This is a genomic window from Collinsella aerofaciens (assembly GCF_015670795.1).
Taxonomy (GTDB): Bacteria; Actinomycetota; Coriobacteriia; order Coriobacteriales; family Coriobacteriaceae; genus Collinsella; species Collinsella aerofaciens_Q.
Window position 1 is genome coordinate 1 of the sequence record NZ_JADPCJ010000012.1, and the last position, 26,403, is coordinate 26,403.

General features: G+C 61.1%; 20 protein-coding genes and 2 tRNA genes. 21 read left to right on the top strand and 1 reads right to left on the bottom strand.

The genetic code is table 11. The annotated features are described in order from the left end of the window. The first annotated feature begins 211 nt into the window (after positions 1-211). The 4 genes from argC to I4W09_RS04975 all read left to right on the top strand — a co-directional run bounded on the left by argC (position 212) and on the right by I4W09_RS04975 (position 5,100). Positions 212-1,282 (top strand): N-acetyl-gamma-glutamyl-phosphate reductase, encoded by a 1,071-nt coding sequence (gene argC / locus I4W09_RS04960; RefSeq protein WP_148331917.1) that lies wholly within the window; start codon positions 212-214, stop codon positions 1,280-1,282. Between the two features lie 134 nt (positions 1,283-1,416). Beyond that, the gene (argJ, locus tag I4W09_RS04965) at positions 1,417-2,685 is read left to right on the top strand and encodes a bifunctional glutamate N-acetyltransferase/amino-acid acetyltransferase ArgJ (protein ID WP_196032483.1); all 1,269 of its coding nucleotides are present in this window, start codon (positions 1,417-1,419) and stop codon (positions 2,683-2,685) included. A gap of 81 nt (positions 2,686-2,766) precedes the next feature. After that, on the top strand, positions 2,767-3,747 hold the full coding sequence (gene argB / locus I4W09_RS04970; RefSeq protein ID WP_055252306.1) for an acetylglutamate kinase: 981 nt from the start codon (positions 2,767-2,769) through the stop codon (positions 3,745-3,747). 69 nt (positions 3,748-3,816) lie between these two features. Then, positions 3,817-5,100: an aminotransferase class III-fold pyridoxal phosphate-dependent enzyme gene (locus I4W09_RS04975; RefSeq protein WP_196032486.1), complete on the top strand. Its 1,284-nt coding sequence runs from the start codon at positions 3,817-3,819 to the stop codon at positions 5,098-5,100. A 793-nt stretch (positions 5,101-5,893) separates the two neighbouring features. On the opposite strand, the gene I4W09_RS04980 is transcribed toward I4W09_RS04975, so the two are convergent. Then, positions 5,894-5,969 (bottom strand) — tRNA-Val (locus tag I4W09_RS04980). Between the two features lie 187 nt (positions 5,970-6,156). Here I4W09_RS04980 and asnB point away from each other — a divergent pair. The 17 genes from asnB to I4W09_RS05065 all read left to right on the top strand — a co-directional run bounded on the left by asnB (position 6,157) and on the right by I4W09_RS05065 (position 26,373). Next, entirely contained in the window at positions 6,157-8,037 is a 1,881-nt protein-coding gene (asnB, locus tag I4W09_RS04985) for an asparagine synthase (glutamine-hydrolyzing) (RefSeq protein WP_196032489.1), read from the top strand. 111 nt (positions 8,038-8,148) lie between these two features. After that, positions 8,149-9,711 carry a Mur ligase family protein gene (locus I4W09_RS04990; RefSeq protein ID WP_196032492.1) on the top strand — a complete coding sequence of 521 codons (1,563 nt, stop codon included), beginning with the start codon at positions 8,149-8,151 and terminating at the stop codon, positions 9,709-9,711. Between the two features lie 107 nt (positions 9,712-9,818). Next, positions 9,819-10,730 (top strand): HAD family hydrolase, encoded by a 912-nt coding sequence (locus I4W09_RS04995; RefSeq protein WP_196032496.1) that lies wholly within the window; start codon positions 9,819-9,821, stop codon positions 10,728-10,730. Between the two features lie 51 nt (positions 10,731-10,781). Then, a complete protein-coding gene (gene murI, locus I4W09_RS05000; RefSeq protein WP_196032499.1) occupies positions 10,782-11,666 on the top strand; it encodes a glutamate racemase in 885 nt (294 codons plus the stop codon). A 54-nt stretch (positions 11,667-11,720) separates the two neighbouring features. After that, positions 11,721-12,446, top strand: a complete 726-nt coding sequence (rph, locus tag I4W09_RS05005; protein ID WP_196032502.1) for a ribonuclease PH — start codon at positions 11,721-11,723, stop codon at positions 12,444-12,446. Between the two features lie 143 nt (positions 12,447-12,589). Further along, complete coding sequence (gene rdgB, locus I4W09_RS05010; protein WP_022094898.1) at positions 12,590-13,231, top strand: RdgB/HAM1 family non-canonical purine NTP pyrophosphatase; 642 nt, start codon at positions 12,590-12,592, stop codon at positions 13,229-13,231. 3 nt (positions 13,232-13,234) lie between these two features. Then, entirely contained in the window at positions 13,235-13,681 is a 447-nt protein-coding gene (dtd, locus tag I4W09_RS05015; protein ID WP_055286755.1) for a D-aminoacyl-tRNA deacylase, read from the top strand. A gap of 183 nt (positions 13,682-13,864) precedes the next feature. Next, entirely contained in the window at positions 13,865-14,161 is a 297-nt protein-coding gene (locus I4W09_RS05020) for a Veg family protein (RefSeq protein WP_006234957.1), read from the top strand. A 2-nt stretch (positions 14,162-14,163) separates the two neighbouring features. Further along, the gene (gene ispE, locus I4W09_RS05025) at positions 14,164-15,060 is read left to right on the top strand and encodes a 4-(cytidine 5'-diphospho)-2-C-methyl-D-erythritol kinase (protein WP_196032505.1); all 897 of its coding nucleotides are present in this window, start codon (positions 14,164-14,166) and stop codon (positions 15,058-15,060) included. A 49-nt stretch (positions 15,061-15,109) separates the two neighbouring features. After that, positions 15,110-15,186: transfer RNA gene (locus I4W09_RS05030), tRNA-Pro, on the top strand. Positions 15,187-15,298: 112 nt separating this feature from the next. Further along, a complete protein-coding gene (gene tatA, locus I4W09_RS05035) occupies positions 15,299-15,574 on the top strand; it encodes a twin-arginine translocase TatA/TatE family subunit (protein ID WP_022094895.1) in 276 nt (91 codons plus the stop codon). Positions 15,575-15,680: 106 nt separating this feature from the next. Continuing rightward, positions 15,681-16,151 (top strand): transcription elongation factor GreA, encoded by a 471-nt coding sequence (gene greA, locus I4W09_RS05040; RefSeq protein WP_006234960.1) that lies wholly within the window; start codon positions 15,681-15,683, stop codon positions 16,149-16,151. 79 nt (positions 16,152-16,230) lie between these two features. After that, positions 16,231-18,195, top strand: a complete 1,965-nt coding sequence (lysS, locus tag I4W09_RS05045; RefSeq protein WP_196032508.1) for a lysine--tRNA ligase — start codon at positions 16,231-16,233, stop codon at positions 18,193-18,195. Positions 18,196-18,548: 353 nt separating this feature from the next. Then, complete coding sequence (locus tag I4W09_RS05050) at positions 18,549-20,117, top strand: threonine/serine exporter family protein (RefSeq protein WP_230318689.1); 1,569 nt, start codon at positions 18,549-18,551, stop codon at positions 20,115-20,117. A gap of 313 nt (positions 20,118-20,430) precedes the next feature. Beyond that, complete coding sequence (locus tag I4W09_RS05055) at positions 20,431-20,979, top strand: DUF2798 domain-containing protein (RefSeq protein WP_195544464.1); 549 nt, start codon at positions 20,431-20,433, stop codon at positions 20,977-20,979. Positions 20,980-21,260: 281 nt separating this feature from the next. Then, positions 21,261-25,700: an acyl-CoA dehydratase activase gene (locus I4W09_RS05060; protein WP_196032510.1), complete on the top strand. Its 4,440-nt coding sequence runs from the start codon at positions 21,261-21,263 to the stop codon at positions 25,698-25,700. After that, a complete protein-coding gene (locus tag I4W09_RS05065; RefSeq protein ID WP_196032513.1) occupies positions 25,684-26,373 on the top strand; it encodes a TetR/AcrR family transcriptional regulator in 690 nt (229 codons plus the stop codon). Before I4W09_RS05060 ends, I4W09_RS05065 begins: the two co-directional genes overlap by 17 nt. Positions 26,374-26,403: the final 30 nt, after the last annotated feature.

Consider the following 26,403-nt stretch of genomic DNA (forward strand, 5'->3'; position numbering starts at 1 on the left):
GTATTGCCCGGCGCCGTTAGGAGCGCCGGTCAATACGGGGCCCGCTCCATTTGTCAATTCCTTCAAGCGAATGTGTCGGGAATGTTTCAATGCATGAATATGCAAGCCATTTACGTATTCATGCATCTTTTGGTGCTAAAGTTTCAACCCACTTCATAACGACCGCTGCGAAATGCGCATCGGTGCATAAATCGCAGACAAGGAGTCTGATATGTCTTTGAAGGTTGGAATCGTCGGCGCGGCTGGATATGCCGGAGCCGAGCTCATTCGCCTCGTGCTCGGCCATCCCGAGTTTGAACTTGTTGCCATTACGTCCAACGCCGATGCCGGCCAGCCGCTGTCCGCGGTGTATCCGAGCTTTGCTGGCGTGAGCGATCTGGTTTTCACCACGCATGACGCCCCCGAGCTCAAGAGCTGCGATGCGGTTTTTCTTGCCGTGCCGCACACGGCTGCCATGGCACAGGTGCCCGCGCTGCTTGCATCGGGCGTCTCCTGCTTTGATCTTTCGGCCGACTACCGTCTGAACGACGCGTCCGTCTTTGAGGCATGGTATGCCGCCGAGCACACGAGTCCCGAGCTGCTCAAGACGCGTGCTTTCGGCCTGCCCGAGCTGTTCTGCCAGGACTTGGAGACCGCTGCTTCCAGCCATGCCGCTGGCAGGCCCGTGTTGGTCGCCTGCGCCGGCTGCTATCCCACCGCAACGAGCCTCGCTGCCGCGCCTGCCGTGCGCGCCGACTGGGTTGCCCAGAGCGGCCCCGTAATCGTCGATGCCATTAGCGGCGTGACGGGTGCCGGTAAGTCCTGCAACGCCCGCACCCACTTTTGCAGCGCGGACGAGAACCTGGAAGCCTATGGCGTGGGTAAACATCGTCATACGCCCGAGATTGAGCAAATCCTTGGCTTAACCGATCGCGTCGTCTTTACCCCGCATCTGGCACCGCTCAAGCGCGGCCTGCTCTCCACGGTGACGATGCCGCTTACGCCGCAGGCTATCGATACCTTGACCCTTGAGGACGTTGTCGACTATTACAAGCAGTTCTACGCTGGACGCACCTTTGTGCGTGTGCTCGACGCCGGCCAGCAGCCCAAGACGGCTTCGGTCGTCGGAACCAACGCCGCCCAGATTGGCCTCGCGCTCAACAAGCGCGCGGGCGTGCTGGTGGCGACGGGCGCCATCGACAATCTGTGCAAGGGCGCTGCGGGCCAAGCGGTCCAGTGTGCCAATATCGTCTTTGGCTTTGACGAGCGACGAGGCTTGCCCACAGTGGCGTGCCCGGTGTAGCACATTCGATTGTTAACGATTTGGTAGTCGGGCATCGAGTGGGGCGCCACTCTTAAGCTGGTCTCATGATCACGACTGGCATGGCGCACCAACCGATGTCCGTTTTTTGTTTGACATAAGGAGTCATAAAGACGATGAATACCGAGCTGTTTGATATCAAGATTCGCGCCGTCGAGGGTGGCGTTACGGCAGCGGCCGGCTTTAAGGCCACGGGCATCCATGCTGGGTTCCGCAAGAACCCTGAGCGTCTGGATTACGCGCTCGTCGTGCCCGATAAACCCTGTCCCGGTGCTGGCGTGTTTACCACCAATCGCTTTTGCGCGGCGCCCGTGCAGGTGAGCCGTGCCAACCTGGGCGGTGCGGACAAGGGCTACGGTATCATCGCTGGTGTTTCAATCAACTCCGGCAACGCGAACGCCGCCACGGGCGAGACCGGCCTTGCCTGCGCGCGCGAGACCTGCAACATCGCATCGCAGGTTATCGGCTGTGAGCCCCAGCAGATTCTGGTTGCCTCCACGGGTGTGATTGGCCAGATTCTGCCGATCGACACGTTTGAGACCGCCATTCCTGCTGCCTACGAGGCGCTCTCAGCCCACGGTGGCGCCGATGCCGCTCGCGCCATCATGACGACCGACACGCACTCCAAGGAGTACGCCGTGTCCTACGTCAGTGAGGCCGCGGGTCATGCGGGCAATGTCTATACGGTAGGCGGAATGTGCAAGGGCTCGGGCATGATCATGCCCAACATGGCCACCATGATTGCAGTTATCACCACCGATGCCCCCGTCGAGCCTGCGGCACTTCATGCCCTGCTGCTCTCGACCGTCAAGCAGACCTTTAACAAGGTAACGGTCGATTCCGACACCTCGACCAACGACACCTGCATCATGCTTGCCTCCGGCGCCGCTGCCGCAGATGCCGAGCCTATCGTCGAGGGCTCCGATGCCTTTGGCGAGTTGGCATTTGCCGTGCACGAGGTGTGCGAGAGCCTGGCGCGCAATATCGCCGCCGATGGTGAGGGCGCATCCAAGCTTGTTACGGTCAACGTTACCGGCGCCGTGAACGACGAGGAAGCCGATATCGCCGCCCGTGCCGTTGCCAACTCGCCGCTCGTTAAGACCTGCATCGCCGGCCACGACTGCAACTGGGGCCGTGTTGCTATGGCGCTTGGCAAGTGCGGCGTGAAGTTTAATCAGGAAGACGTTTCCATCGACATGATGGGCATGCCTGTCTGTCGCGACGGTCTGACTGTTCCCTTTGATGAGGACGAGGCTCTACGACGTTTCGAGGCGCCCGAGATCTTGATCTCGGCCGACCTGGGCGCAGGCGACGCGGCAACGACCGTGTGGACCTGCGACCTCACGCATGAGTACATCTCCATCAACGGCGACTACCGTTCCTAGATTCCGGGCACGCTGCGCATCTTGCCGCGATTGCGGACAGCGGAGCACGGCGCGATAACGATACGAAAGACGAGGCAGATTATGAAATTCGCACGCGATTGTCGTTCGAGCGAATCCAACGAAGCAACCGCGCAGCTGCTGTTCGAAGCGCTGCCGTGGATTAAGAACCTGACCGGCAAGACGGTTGTTATCAAATATGGCGGAGCCGCCATGGTTGATGAGCAGCTGCGCCGCGACGTGATGAGCGACATCGTTTTGCTCAAGATCATCGGTATGCGCCCCGTCATCGTGCACGGCGGCGGCAAGGCTATCAACGAGGCGCTGAGCCATTACGATATTCCCGTCGAGTTTAAGAACGGCCAGCGCGTGACCACGCCGGCGACTATGGATATCGTGCGCGAGGTGCTGGGCGGCAAGGTTAACCAGGAGCTGGTTGCTGCCATCAACCACCACGGCAACCTGGCCGTGGGCGTGTCGGGCAGCGATGCCGGCACGCTCATCGCCGAGCCGCTCGACCCCGAGCTCGGTCGCGTGGGCAAAGTGACGCACGTCAACACCGACTATATCGAGCGCTTACTCGATAGCGAGTACATCCCCGTCATCGCTACCGTCGCGGCGGGGGAGGACGGCGGTTTCTTCAACATCAACGCCGACACCGCCGCCGGTGCCGTTGCCGCGGCGCTCCACGCGCATAAGGCGATCTTTTTGACCGATGTCGATGGCCTGTACAAGGACTTTAGCGACAAGGACTCGCTTATCTCCAACCTAACGCTCGACGAGGTTAACGAAATGCTCTACGGCGGCGAGGTCGATAAGGGCATGATTCCCAAGCTGCGCGCGGCCGTCGATGCGCTTACCGGCGGCGTATTTCGTGCCCACATCATTAACGGTACTACGCCGCATTCGCTGCTCCTGGAGCTGCTGACCGATGCCGGCGTCGGCACCGTGATCCATTCCACCGAGACGGCTTACGAGTTCGATACGCATCCGCATCCGCTTTCGACGTTTGCTGCGCGTCTGACCGAAAACCTTGACGAGGTCGAGAAGCTTCAGACGGTCTAGCTGACCCGCAGCCGCCCAATTCCTGCACCCATAGCCCCGCGCCGTCTGGCGCCCAACGAAAGGCATCCCATGTCACTTGCAGCTCAGCAATCGCTTGAATCCCATTACGTTATGCATACCTTTGGCCGCTCTCCGGTCGAGTTTGTCGAGGGTCACGGCATGAAGCTCACCGGCGACGATGGCCGTGAGTACCTCGACTTTCTTGCCGGCATCGGCGTGTGCAGCCTAGGTCATGGCGACCCGGCTGTGCTCTCGGCGCTCGAGGCACAGACCAAAAAGCTCATGCATGTCTCCAATTACTTCTACATTGAGCAGCGCGGACAGGTCGCGGCGCTGCTGTCCAAGCTTGCTAACGACGACGTAGATGGTGCGCGCGTGCTTGCCGATGCCATTGTCGCCGGCGATGAGACCACGGCAGCTGCTCTTGGTGCCCCGGCTGCGGATGAGCAGGTTTGGGAGACCTTCTTTGCCAACTCTGGCGCCGAGGCCAACGAGGGCTCGATGAAGCTCGCGCGCCTGTACGCCAAGCGTGCCGGTAATGGCGGCAACACCATCGTGTGCATGCGCGGCGGCTTCCACGGCCGTACGCTCGAGACCATTGCCGCTACCATGCAGGATTGGCTGCAGGACAGCTTCCGCCCGCTGCCGGGTGGCTTTGTGGCCTGCACGCCCAACGATGTGGACGAGCTGCGTGCGATCTTTAAGCAGCTGGGGAGCGAGATTTGTGCCGTGATGCTCGAGCCGATCCAGGGTGAGAGTGGCGTGCACCCCATGACCGAGGAGTTTATGGCGGCAGCGCGCGACCTGGCACACGAAGTGGGCGCCGTGCTTATCGCCGACGAGGTCCAGTGCGGCATCTTCCGCTCCGGCAAGCCGTTTGCATTCCAAACCTATGGCGTGGAGCCCGACATCATGAGCCTTGCCAAGGGCATTGCCGATGGCGTGCCCATGGGTGCCGTCGTGGCAAAGAAGGAGATTGCCGACGTGTTTAAGCCGGGCGACCACGGCTCGACCTTTGGCGGTAGCTGCTTGGCCGTCGCGGCGTGCGCCGCGACGCTCTCCGCGCTTGTGCGCGGCGATTATGCCGACCATGCTGCCAAGGTGGGTGCCTATATGGAGGCAAAGCTCGCTAAGCTGCCGCACGTGACGGAGGTGCGTGGCCGCGGCTTGATGCTCGGCTGTGATTTGGATGATGCTGCGGGCGATGCGCATGATATTGTTGCCCGCGCGCTGCCCGCCGGTGCCGTGATTAACGCTACGGGTGCCCATACGCTGCGTTTCTTGCCGCCGCTCGTCTGCGAGGAAGCCGACGTGGACAGTTTGGTCGAGATTCTGTCGGACGTTTTGGGCTAACGCAGCGCAATACCTCAATTTGGACCGGGTTCCGGACTGCGGGCGTGTCCTATGTGGCATGATTCAGCGGTCTGGAGCCCGTTTTGCCTTAGATTCGCTAAGGCAGGGAGACCTGCTGGTCAAATAACATCAAATATGAGTAGTGTTACCGATTTGGTAGCAGCAATTTTGGACTAATAAGGCCAGATGGCAAGTCGAAATGGCGATGAATGCACGATTTTGATCCAACTGTTAGTCCTAATAATGGACATATGCTGCGTAACTTAAGCAAATACTATCTTTTTATATGTTGCAAACAAAGTAGCAGTACTCATTTTTGCCATTATTTGGCCACGGCCTTTGTGACAGACGTGCTGGCGGGTTCGAATCCCATGCGCTGGGCATGAAAAAGGAAAGGCCTCCATCGCTGGAGGCCTATCAAATCAGTGGTGGGCGATGAGGGATGTCCGCGTGCGGCTCCGCCGCCCGCATCCGCTTCGTCGCTTCGCTCCTCGCGTGCTGCGCTGGAAAACGCTTCGCGTTTCCTCAGCTCCGCACCCTTGCGGGTTCGAATCCCATGAAATGGGCGCAAACAAAACGGTCCCCTTGCGAGGACCGTTTCCAATTCAGTGGTGGGCGATGAGGGATGTCGCGTGCGGCTTCGCCGCCCGCTCTCGCTTCGGGCCTGCGGCCCTCGCGTGCTGCGCTGGAAAACGCTTGCGCGTTTCCTCAGCTCCGCACCCTGGCGGGTTCGAATCCCATGCGCTGGGCCCAAAAAAGAAAGGCTCCCATTGCTGGGAGCCTATCAAATCAGTGGTGGGCGATGAGGGATTCGAACCCCCAGCCTTGTGCGTGTAAAGCACCTGCGCTAACCGTTGCGCCAATCGCCCGTGCGGAGAGAGTATAGCAAAACAATCGCCCCATTCACCTCATATCCATTAAAGGTAACTCGCGCGTGTCACAGCGGAGCTGATTCAGTTGAGATTGCCTGAACATTCCGCCCCTCTTTACGCCCTCGGGTATACTCAAAAGCTACTGATTCGATTTGATGCCCAGCAACAGCAGAGGGGATAGTATATGTGCGGTTTTGTCGGTTTTGTCGGTGGGACGGATAACCAATCCGAGGTGCTCACCAAGATGATGGACCGCATCGTCCATCGCGGTCCCGACATGGGCGGTCAGTTTATCGACGGCCGCGTTGCCCTGGGCTTCCGCCGCCTGTCGATCCTCGACCTGACCGAGGCCGGCGCTCAGCCCATGGCCAACGAGGACGGCAGCGTCGTCATTGTCTTTAACGGCGAGATCTACAACTTCCAAGAACTCCGTTCCGAGCTCGAGGCCAAGGGCTACAAGTTCCACTGCGGCGCCGACACCGAGAGCCTCCTGCACGGCTACGAGGAGTGGGGCGAGGCCGTTCTCGATCGCCTGCGCGGTATGTACGCCTTCGTCATCTGGGACAAAAAGAAGAACAAGCTTTTTGGCGCCCGCGACATCTTTGGCATCAAGCCGCTCTACTACTATCCCATGGCCGATGCGGGCGACGGCGCTCCGGGCGTGCTCTTTGGTTCCGAGATCAAGAGCTTCCTGGACTACCCGCACTTCCACAAGGCGGTCAACAAAAAGGCTCTGCGTCCGTACATGACGCTGCAGTATTCGGCAACCGAGGAGACCTTCTTCGAGGGTGTCTACAAGCTGCCGCCGGCGCACTACTTTACCGTCGATATCCCGACCGGCAAGATGAACATCGAGCGTTACTGGGATTGCGATTACTCTGCCGTCGAGAAGCCGTTCGAAGAGTATGTCGATGAGCTGGACGAGGTCGTGCACGAGAGCGTCGAGGCCCATCGCATCGCCGACGTCAAGGTCGCGTCGTTCCTCTCCGGTGGCGTCGACTCCAGCTACATCGCCGCTTGCCTCATGCCCGACAAGACCTTCTCGGTGGGCTTTGACTACAAGAACTTCAACGAGACCAACTACGCCAAGGAGCTTTCCGATAAGCTCGGCGTCGAAAACGTTCGCAAGATGATTACCGCCGACGAGTTCTTCGGTGCGCTCGAGGACATCCAGTATCACATGGACGAGCCGCAGTCCAACCTGTCTTCCGTGCCGCTGTGGTTCTTGGCCGAGATGGCCCGCAAGGACGTCACCGTGGTGCTTTCGGGCGAAGGCGCCGACGAACTCTTTGGCGGCTACGCCTACTACGAGGATACGGTCCCGGTGCGCAAGTACAAAAAGATGGTGCCGCTGCCCGTCCGTCGCGCGCTCGGTAACCTGGCGCTGCATATGCCGTACTTCAAGGGACATAACTTCCTGGTCAAGGGTGCCGAGATCCCCGAGAAGTCGTTCCTGGGACAGGCTCTGGTATGGCCGGAGCGCGAGGTCGACGACGTGCTCAAGCCCGAGTACAACACCGGCGATGGTGCCTTCGAGCTTGCCGCTCCCATCTATGCGCGCGTGAAGGGTCAGCCCGAGCTGGTCAAGAAGCAGTACCTGGACATGAACATGTGGCTCCCGGGCGACATTCTGCTCAAGGCCGACAAGATGTGCATGGCACACTCACTGGAGCTGCGCGTGCCCTTCCTGGACCGCAAAGTCATGGAGTTCGCCGAGCACATTCCCGACCGCTACCGCATCAACGAGAACGGCAACAAACAGGTACTCCGCCACGCTGCCAACAAGTCGCTGCCCGATGAGTGGGCCACCCGTCCCAAGGTGGGCTTCCCGGTGCCGATTGTCTACTGGCTGCGCGAGCAAAAGTGGTACGACTATGTCAAGGAGTACTTCACCGCGCCGTGGGCAAGCGAGTTCTTCGATACCGACGAACTCATGCACCTGCTCGATCTGCACTTTGCGGGCAAGGGCGATTTCCAGCGCAAGATCTATACGCCGCTCGTGTTCTTGGTGTGGTACAAGCGCTTCTTTATCGACGAGGACCAGCCCGCTGTTCAGGCTGCCTAGCCTCGGCTGACGAACGCCTGCGCGTAACGGCTCCTCCGGGAGCCGTTTTTGCGTGGGTGCGTTTCAGTTACTATAAAACCGTCCCTGCCAAATGGCTGAGAAAGGTGAAAGATGCACCATTCGGATTCCGCGACCGTGACCACGGTCGATACGCTTGCCAAGCTTCTCGATGTGTGCGGCGAGCTGCGCGCATCAGAGCAGGTTGACGAGCGTGCCGTGACCGGCTGCTCGTTTGATTCGCGCGCGGTCTCGGCAGGTGACGTGTTCTTCTGCAAAGGTGCTGCCTTTAAGCCCGCGTTTTTGAGCATGGCGCTCGATGCGGGCGCCGTCGCATTTGTGTGCGAGGAGTCACTGGTCGAGTCTCTGGAGCCGCTGGCGCAGGAGAGCGGTGCTGCGATGCTGGTTGTTGATAGCGTTCGCACGGCCATGGCCCTGTTGCCGCCGGAGGTCTACGACCGTCCCGACCACGACGTCAAGATCGTGGGTATCACCGGTACCAAGGGAAAGACCACGGCCGCTTTTATGCTCCAGTCGATTATCAAAGCGGCGGGCGAGTCCTGCGGCATGATCGGCTCGGTGAGTACCGACGATGGCATCGAGTGCTACGAGAGCACCAATACTACGCCCGAGGCCCCCGAGGTCTGGCGCCATATCGCCAACTGCCGCACGTCCGGTCGCCAGTCCATGGTCATGGAGGTTTCGAGCCAGGCGCTCAAGTACCAACGCGTCGAGAATCTGCCGTTTGACGTGGCGTGCTTCCTCAACATCGGCCGCGACCACATCTCGCCGATCGAACACCCCACGTTTGAGGATTATTTTGAGAGCAAACTCAGGATCTTTGACCAGGCAAAGACCGCCGTGGTGAATCTAGGCACCGAAGAGGTTGACCGTGTGCTAGAGGCAGCGTCGACGGCCGAGCGCTTGGTGACCGTTGGCGTCGAGCATCCCGAGGCAAGTCTGTGGGCGAGCGACGTACGCATGGTCGGCTTTAGCATCGAGTTCAACTTGCATGGCTTGTGTGCCGACGAGTCCGAGGCGGGGGAGAAGGTCCTGCTGGGTATCGCGGGCGACTTTAACGTGGAGAACGCGCTGGTCGCTATCGCCGCTGCGCGCGAGATCGGCATCGGTATCGATGCCATCAAGAAGGGCCTCTCAAAACTGCGTGTGCCGGGCCGTATGGAGGTCGTGGAGTCGAAGGACGGCCGCGTGATTTGTGTCGTCGACTACGCGCACAACCAGCTTTCGTTCCGCTCGCTTTTCTCGTCGGTCAAGCGCGCGTTTCCCGCTAGTCCGGTCATTGCGGTGTTTGGCGCTGCCGGCGGCAAGGCGCAGGAGCGCCGCGAGCAGCTTCCGCGCGAGGCCGCACCGTATTCCGACCTGATGATCTTTGCCAATGAGGACCCGGCTCACGAGGACCCGATGAAGGTCTGTCGCGAGCTTGCCGAGCATGTTCCCGGCGATACGCCGAACAAGATCATCCTCGACCGCGAAGCCGCTGTGCATGCGGCGTTCAAGGCGGCGCGCGAGGAGTACGTCAACCCCGATGCTCCCACCATTGTCTTGCTGCTGGCAAAGGGTGACGAGGAGCTCATGCACGTGGGCGACGAGTTCGTGCCCATCGAGAGCGACCTTTCGCTGGCCAATCGCCTGATCGATGTTACCCAGTTTGACTAATGAACCATGATGGCGGCGGCGCCCTGAGTGCGCTGTCGCCATAAGCGTGTTCCCTCAATCAAAACATGCCGTCCAAGTCCAAACCCTTCTACGTAAACGGAGTAACCATGTCCCACAATACCCTGCCGACCGTCGCTGAGCTTTCGGGCGAGATGCGCGAGCGCTTGGCCAAGGTCAAGTACGTCTTTACCGACCTGGATGCCACGATGCTCGCACCCGGCTCGTGCGTGCTGCGCGACAACGACGGCAACCCCTCGACCAAACTCGTCGAGGCCGTCGTGGCGCTCGCTCGCGCTGGTATTCAGGTGGTTCCCACCTCGGGCCGCAACCGTACCATGATCCACGAGGATGCGCGCGTGCTCGGCCTCAACTCCTACATCGGCGAGATGGGCGGCCTGGTCATGTACGACCTCAAAGCCAACGATTGGGAGTATCTGACCGGCGACATGCCCTACGACTCCTCTTGCGGCCTCACGCCGCACCAGGTGATCGAGCAGACCGGCGTGTGCGAGAAGATCCTCGCCCGCTGGCCGCACAAGATCGAGTATCACAACGACATGTCGACCGGCTACAAGTACCGTGAGGTCACCGTCGGCATGCGCGGCGATGTGCCCGACGATGAGGTTCAGGCCATCCTGGACGAGGCCGGCTGCGGTCTGATCTGGGCTTGCAACGGCCATCTGACTCACCTGTCCAAGCCGACGACGCTCGAGCTCGATCGCGTCGAGGACGGTCGCGCATTCAACATCAACCCCGCGGGCCTCAACAAGGGCGTCGCTATTGCGCGCTTCTGCGAGCACCTAGGGATCGAGCGCGAGGAGACGTTGGCGCTCGGCGATTCCGAGTCCGATTTCTACATGGCCGATCACGTGGGCACGTTCTGCCTGGTCGAGAATGGCCTGACGAGCGCCGGCGCGCCCGAGTTCCTGGCTGCCTGCGAGAACGCTTTCGTTACGCGCGGCAAAATTGTCGACGGTTGGGCGGCGACGGTAGAGCTGCTGGTCGCGGCGCGTTCGTAGCGCGGCGTCGCCGCACGTGGACATGTCTTTTCGAGAGAGACTGGTGAGGTAATGTCCGATATCGAGAATCCGGCAGGCGACACGCGCCCGATTGGCGTGTTCGATTCTGGTTTGGGCGGTCTGACGGTTGCGCGCGCGATTGCGACGGCGTTGCCGCACGAGTCCGTCTACTACTTTGGTGACACCAAGCGCTGCCCCTACGGCACGCGCACCGAGGATGAAGTGCGCTCGTTTGCGCTGCAGGCGGGCCGCTGGCTATCGAGGCACGACGTTAAGATCATGGTCATCGCCTGCAACACGGCGACCGCCGCGGCCTTGCGTTTGGCTCAGCAAGTGCTCGACGTTCCCGTGATCGGCGTGATCGCCCCGGGCGCGCGCGCCGCCATCAACAGCACGCGTACGCGTCGCGTGGGCGTGCTCGCCACCAATCTCACCATTCGCTCGGGCGCCTACACGCGCGCCATCCAGGATTTGGATGCTGGTGTCGATGTGTATGGCTGCCCGGCTTCGAGCTTTGTCGAGGTCGTCGAGCACGAGCTCGCCTCGGGCGCGCATCTGCAGGAGCAGTGGCTCGAGAACGAGGATATTTTTGATACGCCAGCCGTTCGCGCGCTGGTGGGTGCCACGGTTGAGCCGCTGCGCGACCACGGTATCGATACCGTGGTGCTCGGCTGTACGCATTTTCCGCTGTTGGTGGGACCTATCCGCCATGCGCTGGGGCCTGGGGTGCGCGTCGTGAGTTCCGCCGAGGAGACCACACGCGAGCTGACCGATATCCTCACGCGCCGCGAGCAGCTGGCGGGCGACGCCGCCGAGCCGCAGCATCGTTTTGCCACGACGGCCGATAACATTGCCGAGTTTGCGGTGGCGGGCAGCTTTATCTTTGGTCAGCCGCTCAAGAGCATCGAACATATCGATATCGATGAGCTGAAATAGATGTAAGGCAGCCGTCAAGGCCTTCGCCACATCTTTTGCCGAAAGGATATTTCTATGGAGTACATGCAGGTCAACCGCGCTAACGGTCGCGCCGCCAACGAGTTGCGCCCCGTTAAGCTCACCCGTAGCGTCATGAAGCACGCCCACGGCTCGTGTTTGGCCGAGTTCGGCGACACGCGCGTGCTGTGCGCCGCCACTATCGAGGAGGGCGTGCCGGGCTGGCGAAAGGGAGCTAAGGCCGGCTGGGTGACCGCGGAATACGCCATGCTGCCGGCGTCGACCGGCAAACGTTGCAAACGCGAGCACGCCAACCGCAAGGGTCGCTCCATGGAGATCGAGCGCCTCATTGGCCGCAGCCTGCGTACCGTCGTCAACATGAAGGCGCTCGGCGAGTACACCGTCACCGTCGACTGCGATGTGATTCAGGCCGATGGCGGCACGCGTACAGCGAGCATCACCGGCGCCTGGGTGGCGCTGCACGACGCCCTCGCCATGTGGGTCGAGGCGGGAAAGATCGAGCGCATCCCGCTTATCGGCCAGGTGGCTGCCATCTCCATGGGCGTTGTCGACGGCAATACGCTGCTTGACCTCGATTATTCCGAGGACAGCCATGCCGAGGTCGACATGAACCTCGTCGCTACCGAAACCGGTGAGATGATCGAGCTCCAGGGCACCGGCGAGCAGGCGCCCTTTGACCGCAAACGCCTCAACGCCCTGCTCGACCTGGGCGACAAAGGCATCGCCGAGCTCATCGAGCTCCAGCGCCAAGCCCTCGCCTAACCTGCCAAAAAGGGACAGGTTTATTTTGGTAGGTTTCATCTGCGGAGACGTCTAGACACAAGACTTCCGTTGATTGAGAGGGGAGAGGCAGAGGCCCTCGTCGCCCTCGGCGCGGCATTGCTATAGAGACAAGGAGGCCAGTTATGGCACTTGAGAAGATCGACATCGACACCCTCGACCCGGCGGCGACCATCGTCGTGGCAACCGGAAACGCTCATAAGCTCACCGAGATCGAGGCCATTTTGGGCAAGGTCATGCCCGAGGTGCGCTTTGTGGCGCTCGGCCAGCTGGGCGATTTTGAGGACCCCGAGGAAAACGGCACGACGTTTTTGGAGAACGCCATCATCAAGGCGCAGGCTGCCGTCGAGGAGACGGGGCTCATGGCCATTGCCGACGATTCGGGCTTGGTCGTTGATGCCCTGGACGGCGAGCCGGGCGTGTATAGCGCGCGCTATGCGGGCGTGCATGGCGACGATGCCGCCAACAACGCCAAGCTGCTCGTTAACTTGGAAGGCGTGGCAGACGAGGATCGCACCGCGCGTTTTATGAGTGTCGTCGCGCTCATCGACACGGATGGTCTGGTCACCTATGGTGAGGGCGCCTGCGAGGGCGTTATCGCGCACGAGGGCCGCGGCGATCACGGCTTTGGCTACGACCCGCTGTTCCTGCCGGTCGACACGCCGGGCAAGACCATGGCCGAGCTGACGGCGGACGAGAAGAACGCCATCAGCCATCGATTCCATGCGCTCGAGCACCTATCCGCCAAACTGACGGGCGAGGAGTAGGCCGTGCGTGCGGTGGTGCAGCGCGTACTCAACGCCGGCGTGACGGTCGACGGCGAGTGCGTGGGCCGCATTGGACGCGGCTACCTGGTGCTGCTGGGTGTGGGCCATGGCGATACGCGTGCCGAGGCCGATAAGCTGTGGGGCAAGCTCCGCGGGCTGCGCATCAACGAGGACGAGAACGGCAAGACCAACTTGGCGCTTGCCGATGTCGACGGTGAGGTGCTCGTGGTGTCGCAGTTCACGCTGTTCGCTGACTGCCGCCACGGTCGCCGCCCATCGTTTACGGATGCCGGCGCGCCCGATGTTGCCAACGAGCTCTACGAGTACTTCCTGACGCTCGTTCGCCAAGATGTCGAACACGTGGCGCACGGCATTTTTGGCGCCGATATGAAAGTCGACTTGGTCAACGACGGCCCATTCACCATCGTCTTGGACACCGATAACCTTTAGGTTACGCGGTTTTACCAAACCGCGTAACAACTGGTCATGCGAGATTGTCGTCTGGTACGTATTCGAGACCGGGCTTTTTTAGCTACTTGCGTATGGCCACAACAGGGTGCTATAGTATTAGAGTTTTGTCTATCTTAGGGGTATTATCCCCTTTTTGAATTGCACCTTCTGGAGGCCCTGTTCATGGAAGAGATGGAAGTCAATCACGTCGACGACATCCACGAGAAGCTGACCGATATGGTGGGCGATCGCGTCAAGGTTAAGGCCAACATGGGCCGTACCCGCGTCGTCGAGCGCATGGGCACCATCAAGAGCGTCCACCCGGCCGTCTTCATTGTCGAGGTTGACGAGCGTCGTGGCCGCAAGTCGCGTCAGTCCTACCAGTATATCGATGTGCTCACCGGTCAGGTCGAGCTGTTCGACCCCGAGAGCGGCGAGCATATCTTTACCCCGCTCGGCAATCAGCTCGAGGAGCATTAACGGTGACCGATCGGTCCCTGACTCTTTCCGCGCCGGCAAAGATTAACCTCTACCTGGGGGTTCATACCGAGCGCGATGACCGCGGCTATCACAGGGTCGATTCCCTGATGGCGGCCGTCGGTCTTTCCGATACCGTGACGGTCACGCCGGCGCAGGCGCTGACCGTCCAGACGGTTCCGGCATCAGATTTTCCCATGCAAAAGAATACGGCGTATCGGGCTGCGGTTGCTATGGCCGAGCATTATGGTCGCGAGGCAAACATCTGCGTGACGATTGAGAAGCGCATTCCATTGTGCGCCGGCTTGGGCGGCCCCTCGACGGATGCGGCCGCGGTCATTGTCGCCTTGGCGGAGCTCTGGGGCATTGATCGCACCGACCCCGCGCTCGATGACATTGCGCGGGGCATTGGTGCCGATGTCCCGTTCTTTTTGCACGCGAGCCCTGCGTTTTACGTAGGTGGGGGAGACGTGCTGGCAACTGAATACTCCGCGCTGCCCGCGACGCCCGTTGTGCTGGTCAAGCCGCGGGAGGCGAGCGTTTCGACAATTGAAGCCTATCGACGTTTTGACGAGGCCCCGGTGCCTGCGGACAAGCCCGGCGCGATAGCTTCTGCCTTGCGTGCTGGTGATGCCGAGACGGCATATGCGCTCATCCATAACAACCTGGGTGTCATTTCCGCACAGATGGAGCCGCAGATTCAAACGGTCCTCGACTGGCTGCGTAAACAGGACGGAACCGTTGCTGTAGATGTGTGCGGATCGGGTGCCTGCTCGTTTGCCATTTGCGACACCGCTGCCACGGTCGAAAGGCTTGCCGATGCTGCCCAGCAAAATGGCTGGTGGGCCTGCGCGACTGAGCTTATTCCCAACACGGTTCAAATCGACGCGCCAAAGAAATAAAAATTTCTCTGGCACACGACGGAAATCTTTGTTACTATAGTTGAGCTAACGGGTTGTGGCTCAGTTTGGTAGAGCACTGCGTTCGGGACGCAGGGGTCGCTGGTTCAAATCCAGTCAACCCGACCAGAGCATGAGGAGGGACCGCTTCTTGCGGTCCCTTTTTTTAGCTAGTGTTGTGATACCGCGATACCCGCGGTATACTCATTCGAGCTTGTCTCGCTGTATTGTGGAGGTCTACATGTTTGGACTGAGGGCTCCTGAGCTCATCATTATTCTCGTCGTTGTCCTGATTATCTTCGGTCCCAAGAACCTGCCGAAGCTCGGCAAGTCCCTCGGCTCTACCGTCAAGAATATCCGTGAGGGTATGGAGGGCGACGATAAGGCCGAGACCAAGCAGGCCGAGGAGGTCGTGGTCGAGCAGTCCGAGGAGGACAAGGAGATCGCTGAGCTCGAGGCCAAGCTCGCTGCTGCCAAGAAGAAGCAGGCAGAGGACAGCGACGCGGACGCAGAGTAGTCCCATCCCTTTGGGGTGAGCACCTGACCGGCTTGCCCGCAGGCTAGCCGGTCTTTTTCGTTTTGTTGACAGTTGATTGTTTGATCAGAGTTGGGGAGATATCCGTATGGACGCAAGCCAGATCGTACTGACCGCTGAGGGCCGCCAGAAGCTCGTCGAGGAGCTCGCCTGGCGTGAGGGCGATTACGCCAAGGAGATCGTCGAGGACATCAAGGAAGCCCGCGCGTTCGGCGACCTTTCGGAGAACTCCGAGTACGACGCCGCTAAGGACAAGCAGGCCCAGAACGCCGCTCGTATCGCCGAGATCCAGGCCATCCTCGCCAACGCTCAGGTTGCTGCCACCACGGGCGACCTGACCGTCTCCATCGGTTCCACCGTTTCGCTGATTGATCCCAACGGCGAGGTCATGGAAGTCACGCTCGTCGGTACCACCGAGACCAACTCGCTCGAGCACAAGATTTCCAACGAGTCTCCGGTCGGTCACGCCATCATCGGTCACGGCGAGGGCGACTCCGTCGAGGTCGTTACGCCTTCCGGCAAGACTCGCGTCTACACCATCGCCAAGATCGCACGCTAGACCACGGTCCCGCGTAAAGGTATGTTTTCGCTCCCTGGGACCGAATCCTGGGGAGCGTTTTAGTTTGAGGAGCTAACTTATGGCAGAGAACCAGAACGCCGCCGATCAGGCATCGACGCTCAACGACGAGCGCGCCACCCGCCTGGCCAAGCGCGCCGCCCTGTTCGAGGCGGGCCAGAACCCCTATCCCGAGCACTCTGAGCTTGAGGACTACGTCGCCGATATCGAGACTAAGTACGCCGAGCTTGCCGATGGCGAGGACACCGAGGACGTCGTGAAGATCGCCGGCCGCGTGGTCGCCAAGCGCGGCCAGGGCAAGATAATGTTCATCGTCGTGCGCGATGCGACTGCCGAGATTCAGCTGTTCTGCCGCATCAACGACATGGACGAGGCTGCCTGGAATACGCTCAAGGCCCTCGACCTGGGCGACATCCTGGGCGTGACCGGCGTGGTCGTGCGCACCCAGCGCGGCCAGCTTTCCGTTGCCCCTAAGAGCGCGACCCTGCTTTCCAAGGCCGTTCGTCCACTGCCCGAGAAGTTCCACGGTCTTTCCGACAAGGAGACCCGCTATCGCCAGCGCTATGTTGACCTGATCGCCAACGACGACGTTCGCGAGACCTTCCGTAAGCGTTCGCAGATTCTCTCCACCTTCCGTCGCTTTATGGAGTCCGACGGCTACATGGAGGTCGAGACCCCCATCCTGCAGACCATCCAGGGTGGTGCCACGGCCAAGCCGTTCATTACCCACTTCAACGCGCTCGATCAGGAGTGCTACCTGCGTATTGCCACCGAGCTGCACCTCAAGCGCTGCATCGTCGGTGGTTTTGAGCGCGTGTTCGAGATCGGCCGCATCTTCCGTAACGAGGGCATGGACCTTACCCACAACCCCGAGTTCACCACGATGGAGGCCTACCGTGCCTTCTCCGACCTCGAGGGCATGAAGGCGCTCGCCCAGGGCGTCATTAAGGCGGCTAACAAGGCCATCGGTAACCCCGAGGTCATCGAGTACCAGGGCCAGACCATTGACCTTTCTGGTGAGTGGGCCAGCCGTCCCATGACCGACATCGTCTCCGACGTGCTCGGCAAGCAGGTCACCATCGACACGCCGGTCGAGGAGCTTGCTGCCGCCGCGCGCGAGAAGGGCCTGGAGATCAAGCCCGAGTGGACTGCCGGCAAGATCATCGCCGAGATTTACGATGAGCTGGGCGAGGACACCATCGTCAACCCGACCTTCGTGTGCGATTACCCCATCGAGGTCAGCCCGCTCGCTAAGCGTTTTGAGGACGACCCGCGTTTGACTCACCGCTTTGAGCTGGTCATCGCCGGCCACGAGTACGCCAACGCATTCTCCGAGCTCAACGACCCGGTCGACCAGGCTGAGCGCTTTGCTGCCCAGATGGCCGAGAAGGCCGGCGGCGACGATGAGGCTATGGAGTATGACGAGGACTACGTGCGCGCCCTCGAGTACGGTATGCCTCCCGCGGGCGGCATTGGCATTGGTATCGACCGCGTGGTCATGCTGCTCACCAACCAGGCTTCTATCCGCGACGTGCTGCTGTTCCCGCACATGAAGCCCGAGAAGGGTTTCCAGTCCGGTGCCGCTGCTGCCAAGGCTGCCGAGGCCGGCAACACCGCGAGTCCCTTCGTCAAGCCGCTCAAGCCCACGGTTGATTATTCCAAGATTGCCGTCGAGCCGCTGTTTGAGGAGTTCGTCGACTTTGATACCTTCTCCAAGAGCGACTTCCGTGCTGTGAAGGTCAAGGCATGCGAGGCCGTCAAGAAGTCCAAGAAGCTGCTGAACTTTACGCTCGACGACGGCACCGGCACCGACCGCACCATCCTCTCCGGTATTCACGCTTATTACGAGCCCGAGGACCTGGTTGGCAAGACCTTGCTCGCCATCACCAACCTGCCTCCGCGCAAGATGATGGGTATTCCCAGCTGCGGCATGCTGATCAGCGCTGTCCACGAGGAGGAGGGCGAGGAGCGCCTCAACCTGATCCAGCTCGACGCCTCCATTCCCGCCGGCGCAAAGATGTACTAGGGGGTTACGCGGGTTTACCAACCCGCGTAACCAGTTGACGCTGCGCGCCGCCCAGGGCGACAATTTGTCATTCAAAAGGCAAGGCATGACCAGAAGGTCTATGCCTTGCCTTTTTCATGCCAACTTGTTCGCCCTGGACGTCGCTCGCTGTCCGTCCTCTACCTGCGGCGTTGACTTGGTTGGCACTTAGGGACGTTCCTTTTCTGCCGGCACTTGGGGACAGTCCTAGTCGTTGGGGATCTACCGACGCATTGGGGGTTTGCGCCTTCCATGCATGACAGCCGTCTCTTTTATGTTTCCTTTAGCCGTTGCTGCCTAGGATGGGGGTTAGTCGGTAGGAAGGGAGCGTCTATATGGACGACGCGAGCGAGCGTTCAATCGAAGAGGACATGCTCGATCAGTTCAATTACTTTGATGATGAGGACGAGGAGCTGATCGACCGTCGCGAGCCAGCGCCGCTTGATTCCTTTGATCTGGTCGATGAAGAGCCCGACGAGGACGAGGGCGAATCGGCGGAGCCCTCACAGCCTTCGCGCCTTGACTCGCTGCTTTCGAGAGCCCCCATGCACCACGGCGTTCGTGCCGGCGCGCTCCATATGAAAACTGACTGGCACCAGATCGTGACGGCAGGCGATGAGCTTGCCGTCGATGCGCCACTCACCGATAAGTCATCCATCATCTGCCGCACTGGCATGCTTATGCTGGCAAGCGGAACAGGTGCCTGGCGTGTGCGCGATACCATGAATCGTGTTGCTGCCGTACTCGGCGTCACGATTCACGTCGACCTGAGTCTTCTGTCGTTTGAGTGCACTTGCATCGAAGATGGCCACTGCTTTAACGAGGTTGTCAGCCTGCCCACAACGGGAGTCAATACCCATCGCATTTGGATGATGGAGAGTTTCCTCAAGGAAATTGAGACCTATGGTCGTCGCTTCACGGTACACGAGTATCACGAGATGCTCAAGACCGTTGAGAGTTCAAAACCCGATTACTCTCCCTGGCAACAGGGCCTTGCGGCAGCTTGTGCTTGCGGCGCCTTCGTCTTTTTGCTCGGCGGCGGCCCTATCGAGATGGCCTGCGCGTTTGTGGGCGCGGGTGTCGGCAACTTTGCCCGCTCCCATATTCTCAAGCAAGGCCTTGGTCAGTTCAGCGCGCTGACGACCGGCGTTGCGCTCGCTTGCGTTTCGTATCTGCTGGCATTGCTCGGCCTTGGCCAGGTCGTACCGGGGGCAATGTCGCACCAAGAAGGCTATATCGGCGCCATGCTCTTTGTGATTCCCGGCTTTCCGCTCATTACGGCAGGCCTCGACATCGCTAAGCTCGACATGCGAAGTGGTATCGAGCGCCTGTCATATGCCGTATCGATTATTGTGATGGCGACGCTCGTAGGTTGGATGGTTGCCGAGTGTGTTGGCCTGGCGCCGGACGACTTTGCGCCGCTCGGCCTTTCGCCGCTTGCTCTTACGCTCCTGCGCGTGGTGATGAGCTTCGTTGGCGTATTCGGCTTCTCGGTGATGTTCAACAGCCCGGTAAAGATGGCCGCGGCAGCTGGGCTGATCGGCGCCGTGTCCAATACCCTGCGTCTGACCCTTGTCGATGCGCCGACGATGATTCCCTTCCTGGGCCTCAGCACGGGAATGCCTCCCGAGGCAGCAGCGTTTATCGGCGCGCTGGTATCGGGTCTGCTGGCAAGCTTGGCCGAAGTCAAGCTCACCTACCCGCGTATCGCTCTCACGGTGCCTTCGATTGTCATTATGGTGCCGGGTTTGTATCTGTATCGCTCGATGTATTACATGTGCACCTTCGACACGGTCAATATGCTCGGCTGGTTTGTGCGCGCAGTGCTCATCGTGGCGTTTTTGCCCGTTGGCCTGGGTGTGGCGCGTACGCTCACCGACCCTCGCTGGCGCCACACCAGCTAATTGGTGCAAGGGAGACAGGTTACTTTGCACCAAATGAGTTGCGGTGAAATAGGGACTGAATTGCTGCTTAAAGGGTCAAAACAGTCCGTATTCCACCGCAACTTATGGGGTCGGGGGATTATCGGTGCCCTGCATCTTCATAAACTCAACGCTTACGAAGCGCATGCGTTTCGTGCTAGGCTGGTTCCACCACATAAGTAGTCGCAGACGCGCGTACCACGGGCGGGCGAGATGAAGTTCCAACAGCTCCATCTTGCCCGCCCGTTTTTGTTGCGTGGCGCCGCGGTACAACACAGAGAGGAATCTGCCCTTTATGCCTATCAACAAACGAGAGAGCCTGCTGTTCACCTTTATCATGTGCTTTTGCATGGTGCTCTGGATGAGCATCTACAACGTTGCCCTGCAGCACGGGGCCATCAACGGCGAGGTCGTTGCCGCTGCGTGGCTCGGCTTCCCCGTTGCCTACATTTTTGCCATGTGCTGCGACTGGTTCGTCGCCAGCCCGCTCGCCAAGGGTTTCGCCTTTAAGTACTTGGTCACGCCGGGCAAGAGCTCGCCACTTGCCATGACGCTCGCCGTCAGCTCCTGCATGGTCGTCCCCATGGTTATCATCATGTCGCTGTACGGTGCCTGCGAGGGTCTGACGCACATGCCCGGCGGCATCCTTGCGAACCTGTATTCCGTGCCCGCGATCTGGATGATCAACATCCCGCATAATTTTGTGATGGCGCTGCCGTGGAACCTTTTGGTAGCCGGTCCGATTTCCCGCTTCGTCTTCCGTCGCGCCTTCCCTGTGGGGACGGTTTTCGAGGAGGAGCATGCCGAGCTCTTGGAGCAGGCTATGGCTCCTGAGTGCGAGTAGCTCGCTTAGGGATCTGCTGAGCGCGGGCGACTTGCTTGGTTGGAGCCCTAAGCGTGGATAGCTCGCTCGGCGACATCGCGGGCGCGAGCGGTGCGCATGACAGGAGGGCCCGTGCTGCTCCGTTGCCCGACGTGCTAGCGCGCAGAACAATCTGTTGGTGCATTCGGCGGCTGCTGAAGCGTTTCGGCAGCCGCTATTTATACGGAGTTTAAATACAACAGTCTGTTGTATTACGTAGAGTGGTATATCTCTAGCAGGAAAAATGCGAGAGACGGAGCATTATGGCGTTGCTAGTAGGACTGGACGTAGGGTCGACGACGACCAAAGTTTACGCGATGCACGAGGATATGACCGAGGCGTGGTGGGGATATCGCCGCCACGGGGCGTGTCAGACAGCGAGCGTGCGCGCCATGCTCGGCGAGCTCGCCGAGCGCTTTCCCCATGAGTCACTGCGCGTTGCGGTGACCGGCTCGGGTGCGCGCGATATCGCGACCGCGCTGGGCGCCTCGTACGTTCAGGAGGTGGTCGCCAACGCGCTCGCGATCAGCAGGTTCTATCCGCAGACGCGCTGCGCCATCGAGCTGGGCGGCCAAGACGCCAAGATGATCTTCTTCCGCACCAACGATAAGGGAGACATCGAGGTTGCCGACATGCGCATGAACGGCTCGTGCGCAGGCGGTACCGGTGCATTTATCGACGAGATGGCAAAGCTCATGGGGGTCGGCACCGAATCGGGCGAGTTCGAGCAGCTCGCAAGCCGGGGAACGACCGTCCACGAGGTCTCGGGCCGCTGCGGCGTGTACGCAAAGACCGATATCCAGCCGCTGCTCAACGAGGGCATTCCTACCACCGACCTGGCGCTTTCGGCGCTTCACGCGGTCGCCCGCCAAACGATCGGCGGTCTGGCCCAGGGTATCGACATCGAGCCGCCGGTAATCTTCGAGGGCGGTACGCTCGCCTACAACCCCACACTGGTCCGCGTGTTCCGGGAGCAACTGAATCTATCGGACGATCAGGTTATCGTCCCGCGCGATCCGCAGATCATGGTCGCGCGCGGTGCCGCCCTGTCGCTGACCGACATGTTCGCATCGTCCCAACCGATCGACCTTCCCGACGCTTTTGTCCGGCTGGATAAGCTCGAGACGGTCGCGCCCGCAAGCGGGGAGGGACGTCTTGCCCAGCCCTTTTTTGCCACACCTGCCGAGCAGGCGGATTTTACGGCACGCCATGGCAAAGAGACGCCGGCAAAGGGTCCGGATGCGTATGCGCCCGGAGAGACGGTGCGTGTGGCGCTCGGTATCGATTCGGGGAGCACGACGACCAAGTTCGCCCTGGTCGATGAGGCGGGTGAGCTTGTCGATTCGTTCTACGCGTCTAATAACGGCAGACCGCTCGACGTCGCCCAACAGGGTCTTGTCAGCTTGAAGAACCGCTGGGAGACAGCGGGAGTCACGCTTGCGATCGATGCCGTGGGCACCACGGGATACGGCGAGGAGCTTTTCGCGCGCGCGTTCCACGCCGACTACCATACGGTCGAGACGGTCGCGCACGCCCGCGCCGCGTGCGCATGCGTTCCCGATGCGACCTTCGTGCTCGACATCGGCGGACAGGATATGAAGGCCATCTGGCTCAACCACGGCGTGCTGACCGATATCGTCGTCAACGAGGCGTGCTCTGCGGGCTGCGGCTCGTTCCTCGAGGGTTTTGCCAAAAACCTCGGAATAGCCGTTGAGGATATCGCGACCGAGGCATTTTCGTCCAAAGCCCCCGCCGTTCTCGGCAGCCGCTGCACGGTGTTCATGAACAGCAGCGTCGTTTCCGAGCAGCGGCGCGGTAAGGGTCCGGGCGACATCATGGCCGGTCTCTGCCGTTCGATTATCGAGAACGTGTTCACCAAGGTCATTCGCGTTTCAAATCTCAACCGTCTGGGCGACAAAGTCGTCGTCCAGGGCGGCACGTTCCGAAACGACGCGGTGCTGCGCGCATTCGAGCAGTATCTGGGCAAATCCGTCACGCGTGCGCCCCACCCGGGGCTGATGGGCGCTATCGGTATCGCCCTGCTCGCGCGCGAGGAATGCCGCAAGGGCGACGCCGGCACGTCGTTTATCGGGCTCGATGCCGTGGAGCGCTTCGAGCATCGCGAGTTCGGCGGCGTTACCTGCCGTCGGTGCAACAACCGCTGCCAGCGCGCGGTCGTGGCATTTGGCGACGGCTCGCTTTACGTCACGGGCAATCGCTGCCCGCGCGGCGGCGCCATCTCATGGGATGAGCTCGTGCGCGAGGTTCCCGCGGCGGAGGAGCTGCGTCCGCAGGGTGCTTGCGAGGCACAGGCACCCGGCACGGGGCGCGACCGGACCGCGGCTGCCCCCAATCTCTTTGTCGACCGCGAGAAGCTGCTGTTCGAGTCGTACCCCACGGTTCCCGTCAGCGGGGGGCGCGATGTCACGATCGGCATTCCCCGTGTGCTCGAGTTCTGGGACACCATGCCGTTCTGGTCGACGTTCTTCAGCACGCTCGGCTTTAAGGTGCGCGTCTCGGGACGCAGCACCAAGGCGATGTACGAGCGCGGTCTGGCGCACGTCACATCCGACACCGTGTGCTTCCCGGCCAAGCTCGTCCACGGGCACATCCGCAATCTCGTCGACGCCGGCGTCGACCGCATCTTCATGCCCATCATCACGACGGTGCCCACCGAAAACACCGCCTCTACCAGCGAGTGGATGTGCGCCGTCGTAAAGGGATACCCCTACGTGATGCGCAATTCCGATAACCCGGAGGAGCGTTTCGGCGTTCCGTTCGATACGCCGCTGTTCCACTGGTACGACGAGGGCGACCGAAACCGCCAGCTCAAGGCGTGGTGCAAGGAGACCTTCGATATCGATGCCGACCTGGTTGCCAAGGCGACCGAGCAGGCGGACCGCGCGCAGGAGACGTTTGAGAACCAGCTGCAGCTGCGCGGCAGGCAGGTGCTCGAGAACGTGCACGAGGACGGCGGCTACGCGGTGGTGATCGCTTCGCGCCCGTACCACAACGACCCGCTGGTCAACCACGGGCTGCCCAAGCTCTTCTCTGAGCGCGGCATCCCCGTGCTGACGCCCGATGCGGTGCCGGGGGTCTGCAACGTCGATCTTTCCAACAGCCGCATCGACATCGTGAACAACTACCATGCGCGCATGCTGTCGTGCGCGGTCATCGTCGCATCGACGCCCGAGCTCGAGCTCGTGCAGATGGGCAGCTTCGGCTGCGGCCACGATGCGTATCTCACCGACGAGATCGCGCGCATGATGGGCGAGATGGGCTCCAAGGTTCCGATGATGATCAAGCTCGATGAGAGCGACGTCGCCGGTCCCATGGGCATTCGCGTGCGTTCGTTTATCGAGTCGGTCAACCGTCGTCGCGCGGAGGAGCGTGCCGAGGGCGCCCGGGTGCACGCGGTCCATCCGCTCGACGACCCGTATAAGGTCAAGTACACCAAGCGCGACCGGCACGACAAGATCGCGCTGGTCCCCAACACCTCCCATGCGTTCTGCAGGCTCATGACCGCGGCGATGCGCAATCAGGGCGTGCGCGCCGAGGCCCTTGATATCGGGCGCGAGGATGCCATCCGCCTGGGCAAACGCTATGTGCACAACGACATCTGCTTCCCCGCGCAAATCGTGATCGGCGAGGCGCTCGCGGCACTCGAGAGCGGTAAGTACGACCCGCACGACGTCGCCGTGGTGACTGGCAAGTATATCGGCGACTGCCGCCTGACGCACTACATGCCCCTGCTGCGCCGCGCGCTCGACGACGCGGGATACGACTATGTCCCGGTGCTCACCAACGACGACGTCGATGCCCACAATGCGCATCCGGGCTTCAAGCTCGGCCTTGGCCCGAGCATCCAGATCGCCTACGGTCTTCCCATGATCGATGCCCTCGAGGCCATGCTTAGGCGCATCCGTCCCTACGAGCTCGAGAAGGGCGCGGCGGACGCTGCGTTCGACCGCGCGCTCGATGAGGTTATCGAGGGCATGGAGCGCTCCGGGCTGAGAGGCCAGGCGACGGGCTTCAAACGCGCGCTTGCGATCATGGACGCCGTTCCGTACGACCGCTCGAACCCGCATCCGACCGTTCTCATCGTGGGCGAGTACCTGCTCAATTTCCATCTCGGCGCCAACCACGAGATCGAGCGCTACCTCGAGGACAACGGGCTCGAGGTCATCGAGGCGCGCATGACCGACGTGATCCGCAAGACCTATTTCTACAAGCATGCGCAGTCGCGCGAGTTCCACGTCGACCTGTCGCTGCCCGAAAAGGCCTGGTACGCCACGGCGGACAACCTGTTCGAGCTCGCGCACGACCGTTGCGACCGCCTGGGCGCGGCGAGCCCGCTCTACGAGCCGCCGACGCGCATGCCCGAGCTCGTGCGCGCGAGCGATAAGATCCTGCACCATACGTTCGATGCGGGCGAGGGCGTGCTGATTCCGGCGGAGATCCTCGAGCACGCCAAGCGCGGCTGCCGCAACTTCGTGATCCTGCAGCCGTTCGGGTGTCTGCCCAACCATGTCGTGGGGCGTGGGCTCATCCATGCGCTCAAGGAGCAGTATCCCACGGCGCAGTTCCTGCCGCTCGACTACGATCCCGACGTGAGCTTCGCCAACGTGGAGAACCGTCTTCAGATGCTCATCATGAACGCCAAGGCGCAGGGGTGCGGTGAGGCGCATGGCGAGACCGCGTAAGGACGCCGATGCGCCCGATGCACGCACCCGTATCATCGAGGCGTTTTGGGAGCTCATCGAGAACAACAGCATCTTCGAGCTGTCGGTTGGCGAGGTGACCCGCGCCGCCCAGTGCAATCGCGGAACGTTTTACTACTATTTTCACGATTTCGATGAACTCGTCGCCATCGCCATAGCCCAGCTGCTGCAGGATAACGAGCTCATCACCGATGCCCTCTGGCATTTTTCGAGCGAGGGCGACCTTTCGGCGTTCGACCGGCGCGACGTCCGCTGCCTGCTGCGGCGCATCGTCATCACCATGAGGGCGGGTGCCGCCGAGCAGGTCGTGCAGGGCATCCATACGATCATCATCGACCGCGTGAGAGAGATCGTCCACCCCGACGGAGAAGAGCTCAAGGCAGATTCGAGCTTTGCGGTGGGCTTTCTGGTCTCGGGCATCATGGGCTTTGTGATGGCGGTCGGCTTTGCCCGGGAGGGCGGCGAGGAGATAGACCTCGAGCAGCTGGGGGACAGCGCGTGCGCGTACCTGAGGGCGGTCGCCATGCAGACGGTGGAAACGGTCGCGCAAGTCGAGGGCGTCGATACATCCGAGCTGCTCGAACACGTCTCCAAGGAGGCCGATGCCTATCGCGCATCGCGTGCGACGAGTCCCGACGTGGTGAAAGACACCTAGGGTTTCTCTTGCGGGGCGCCTGTCGCGCAT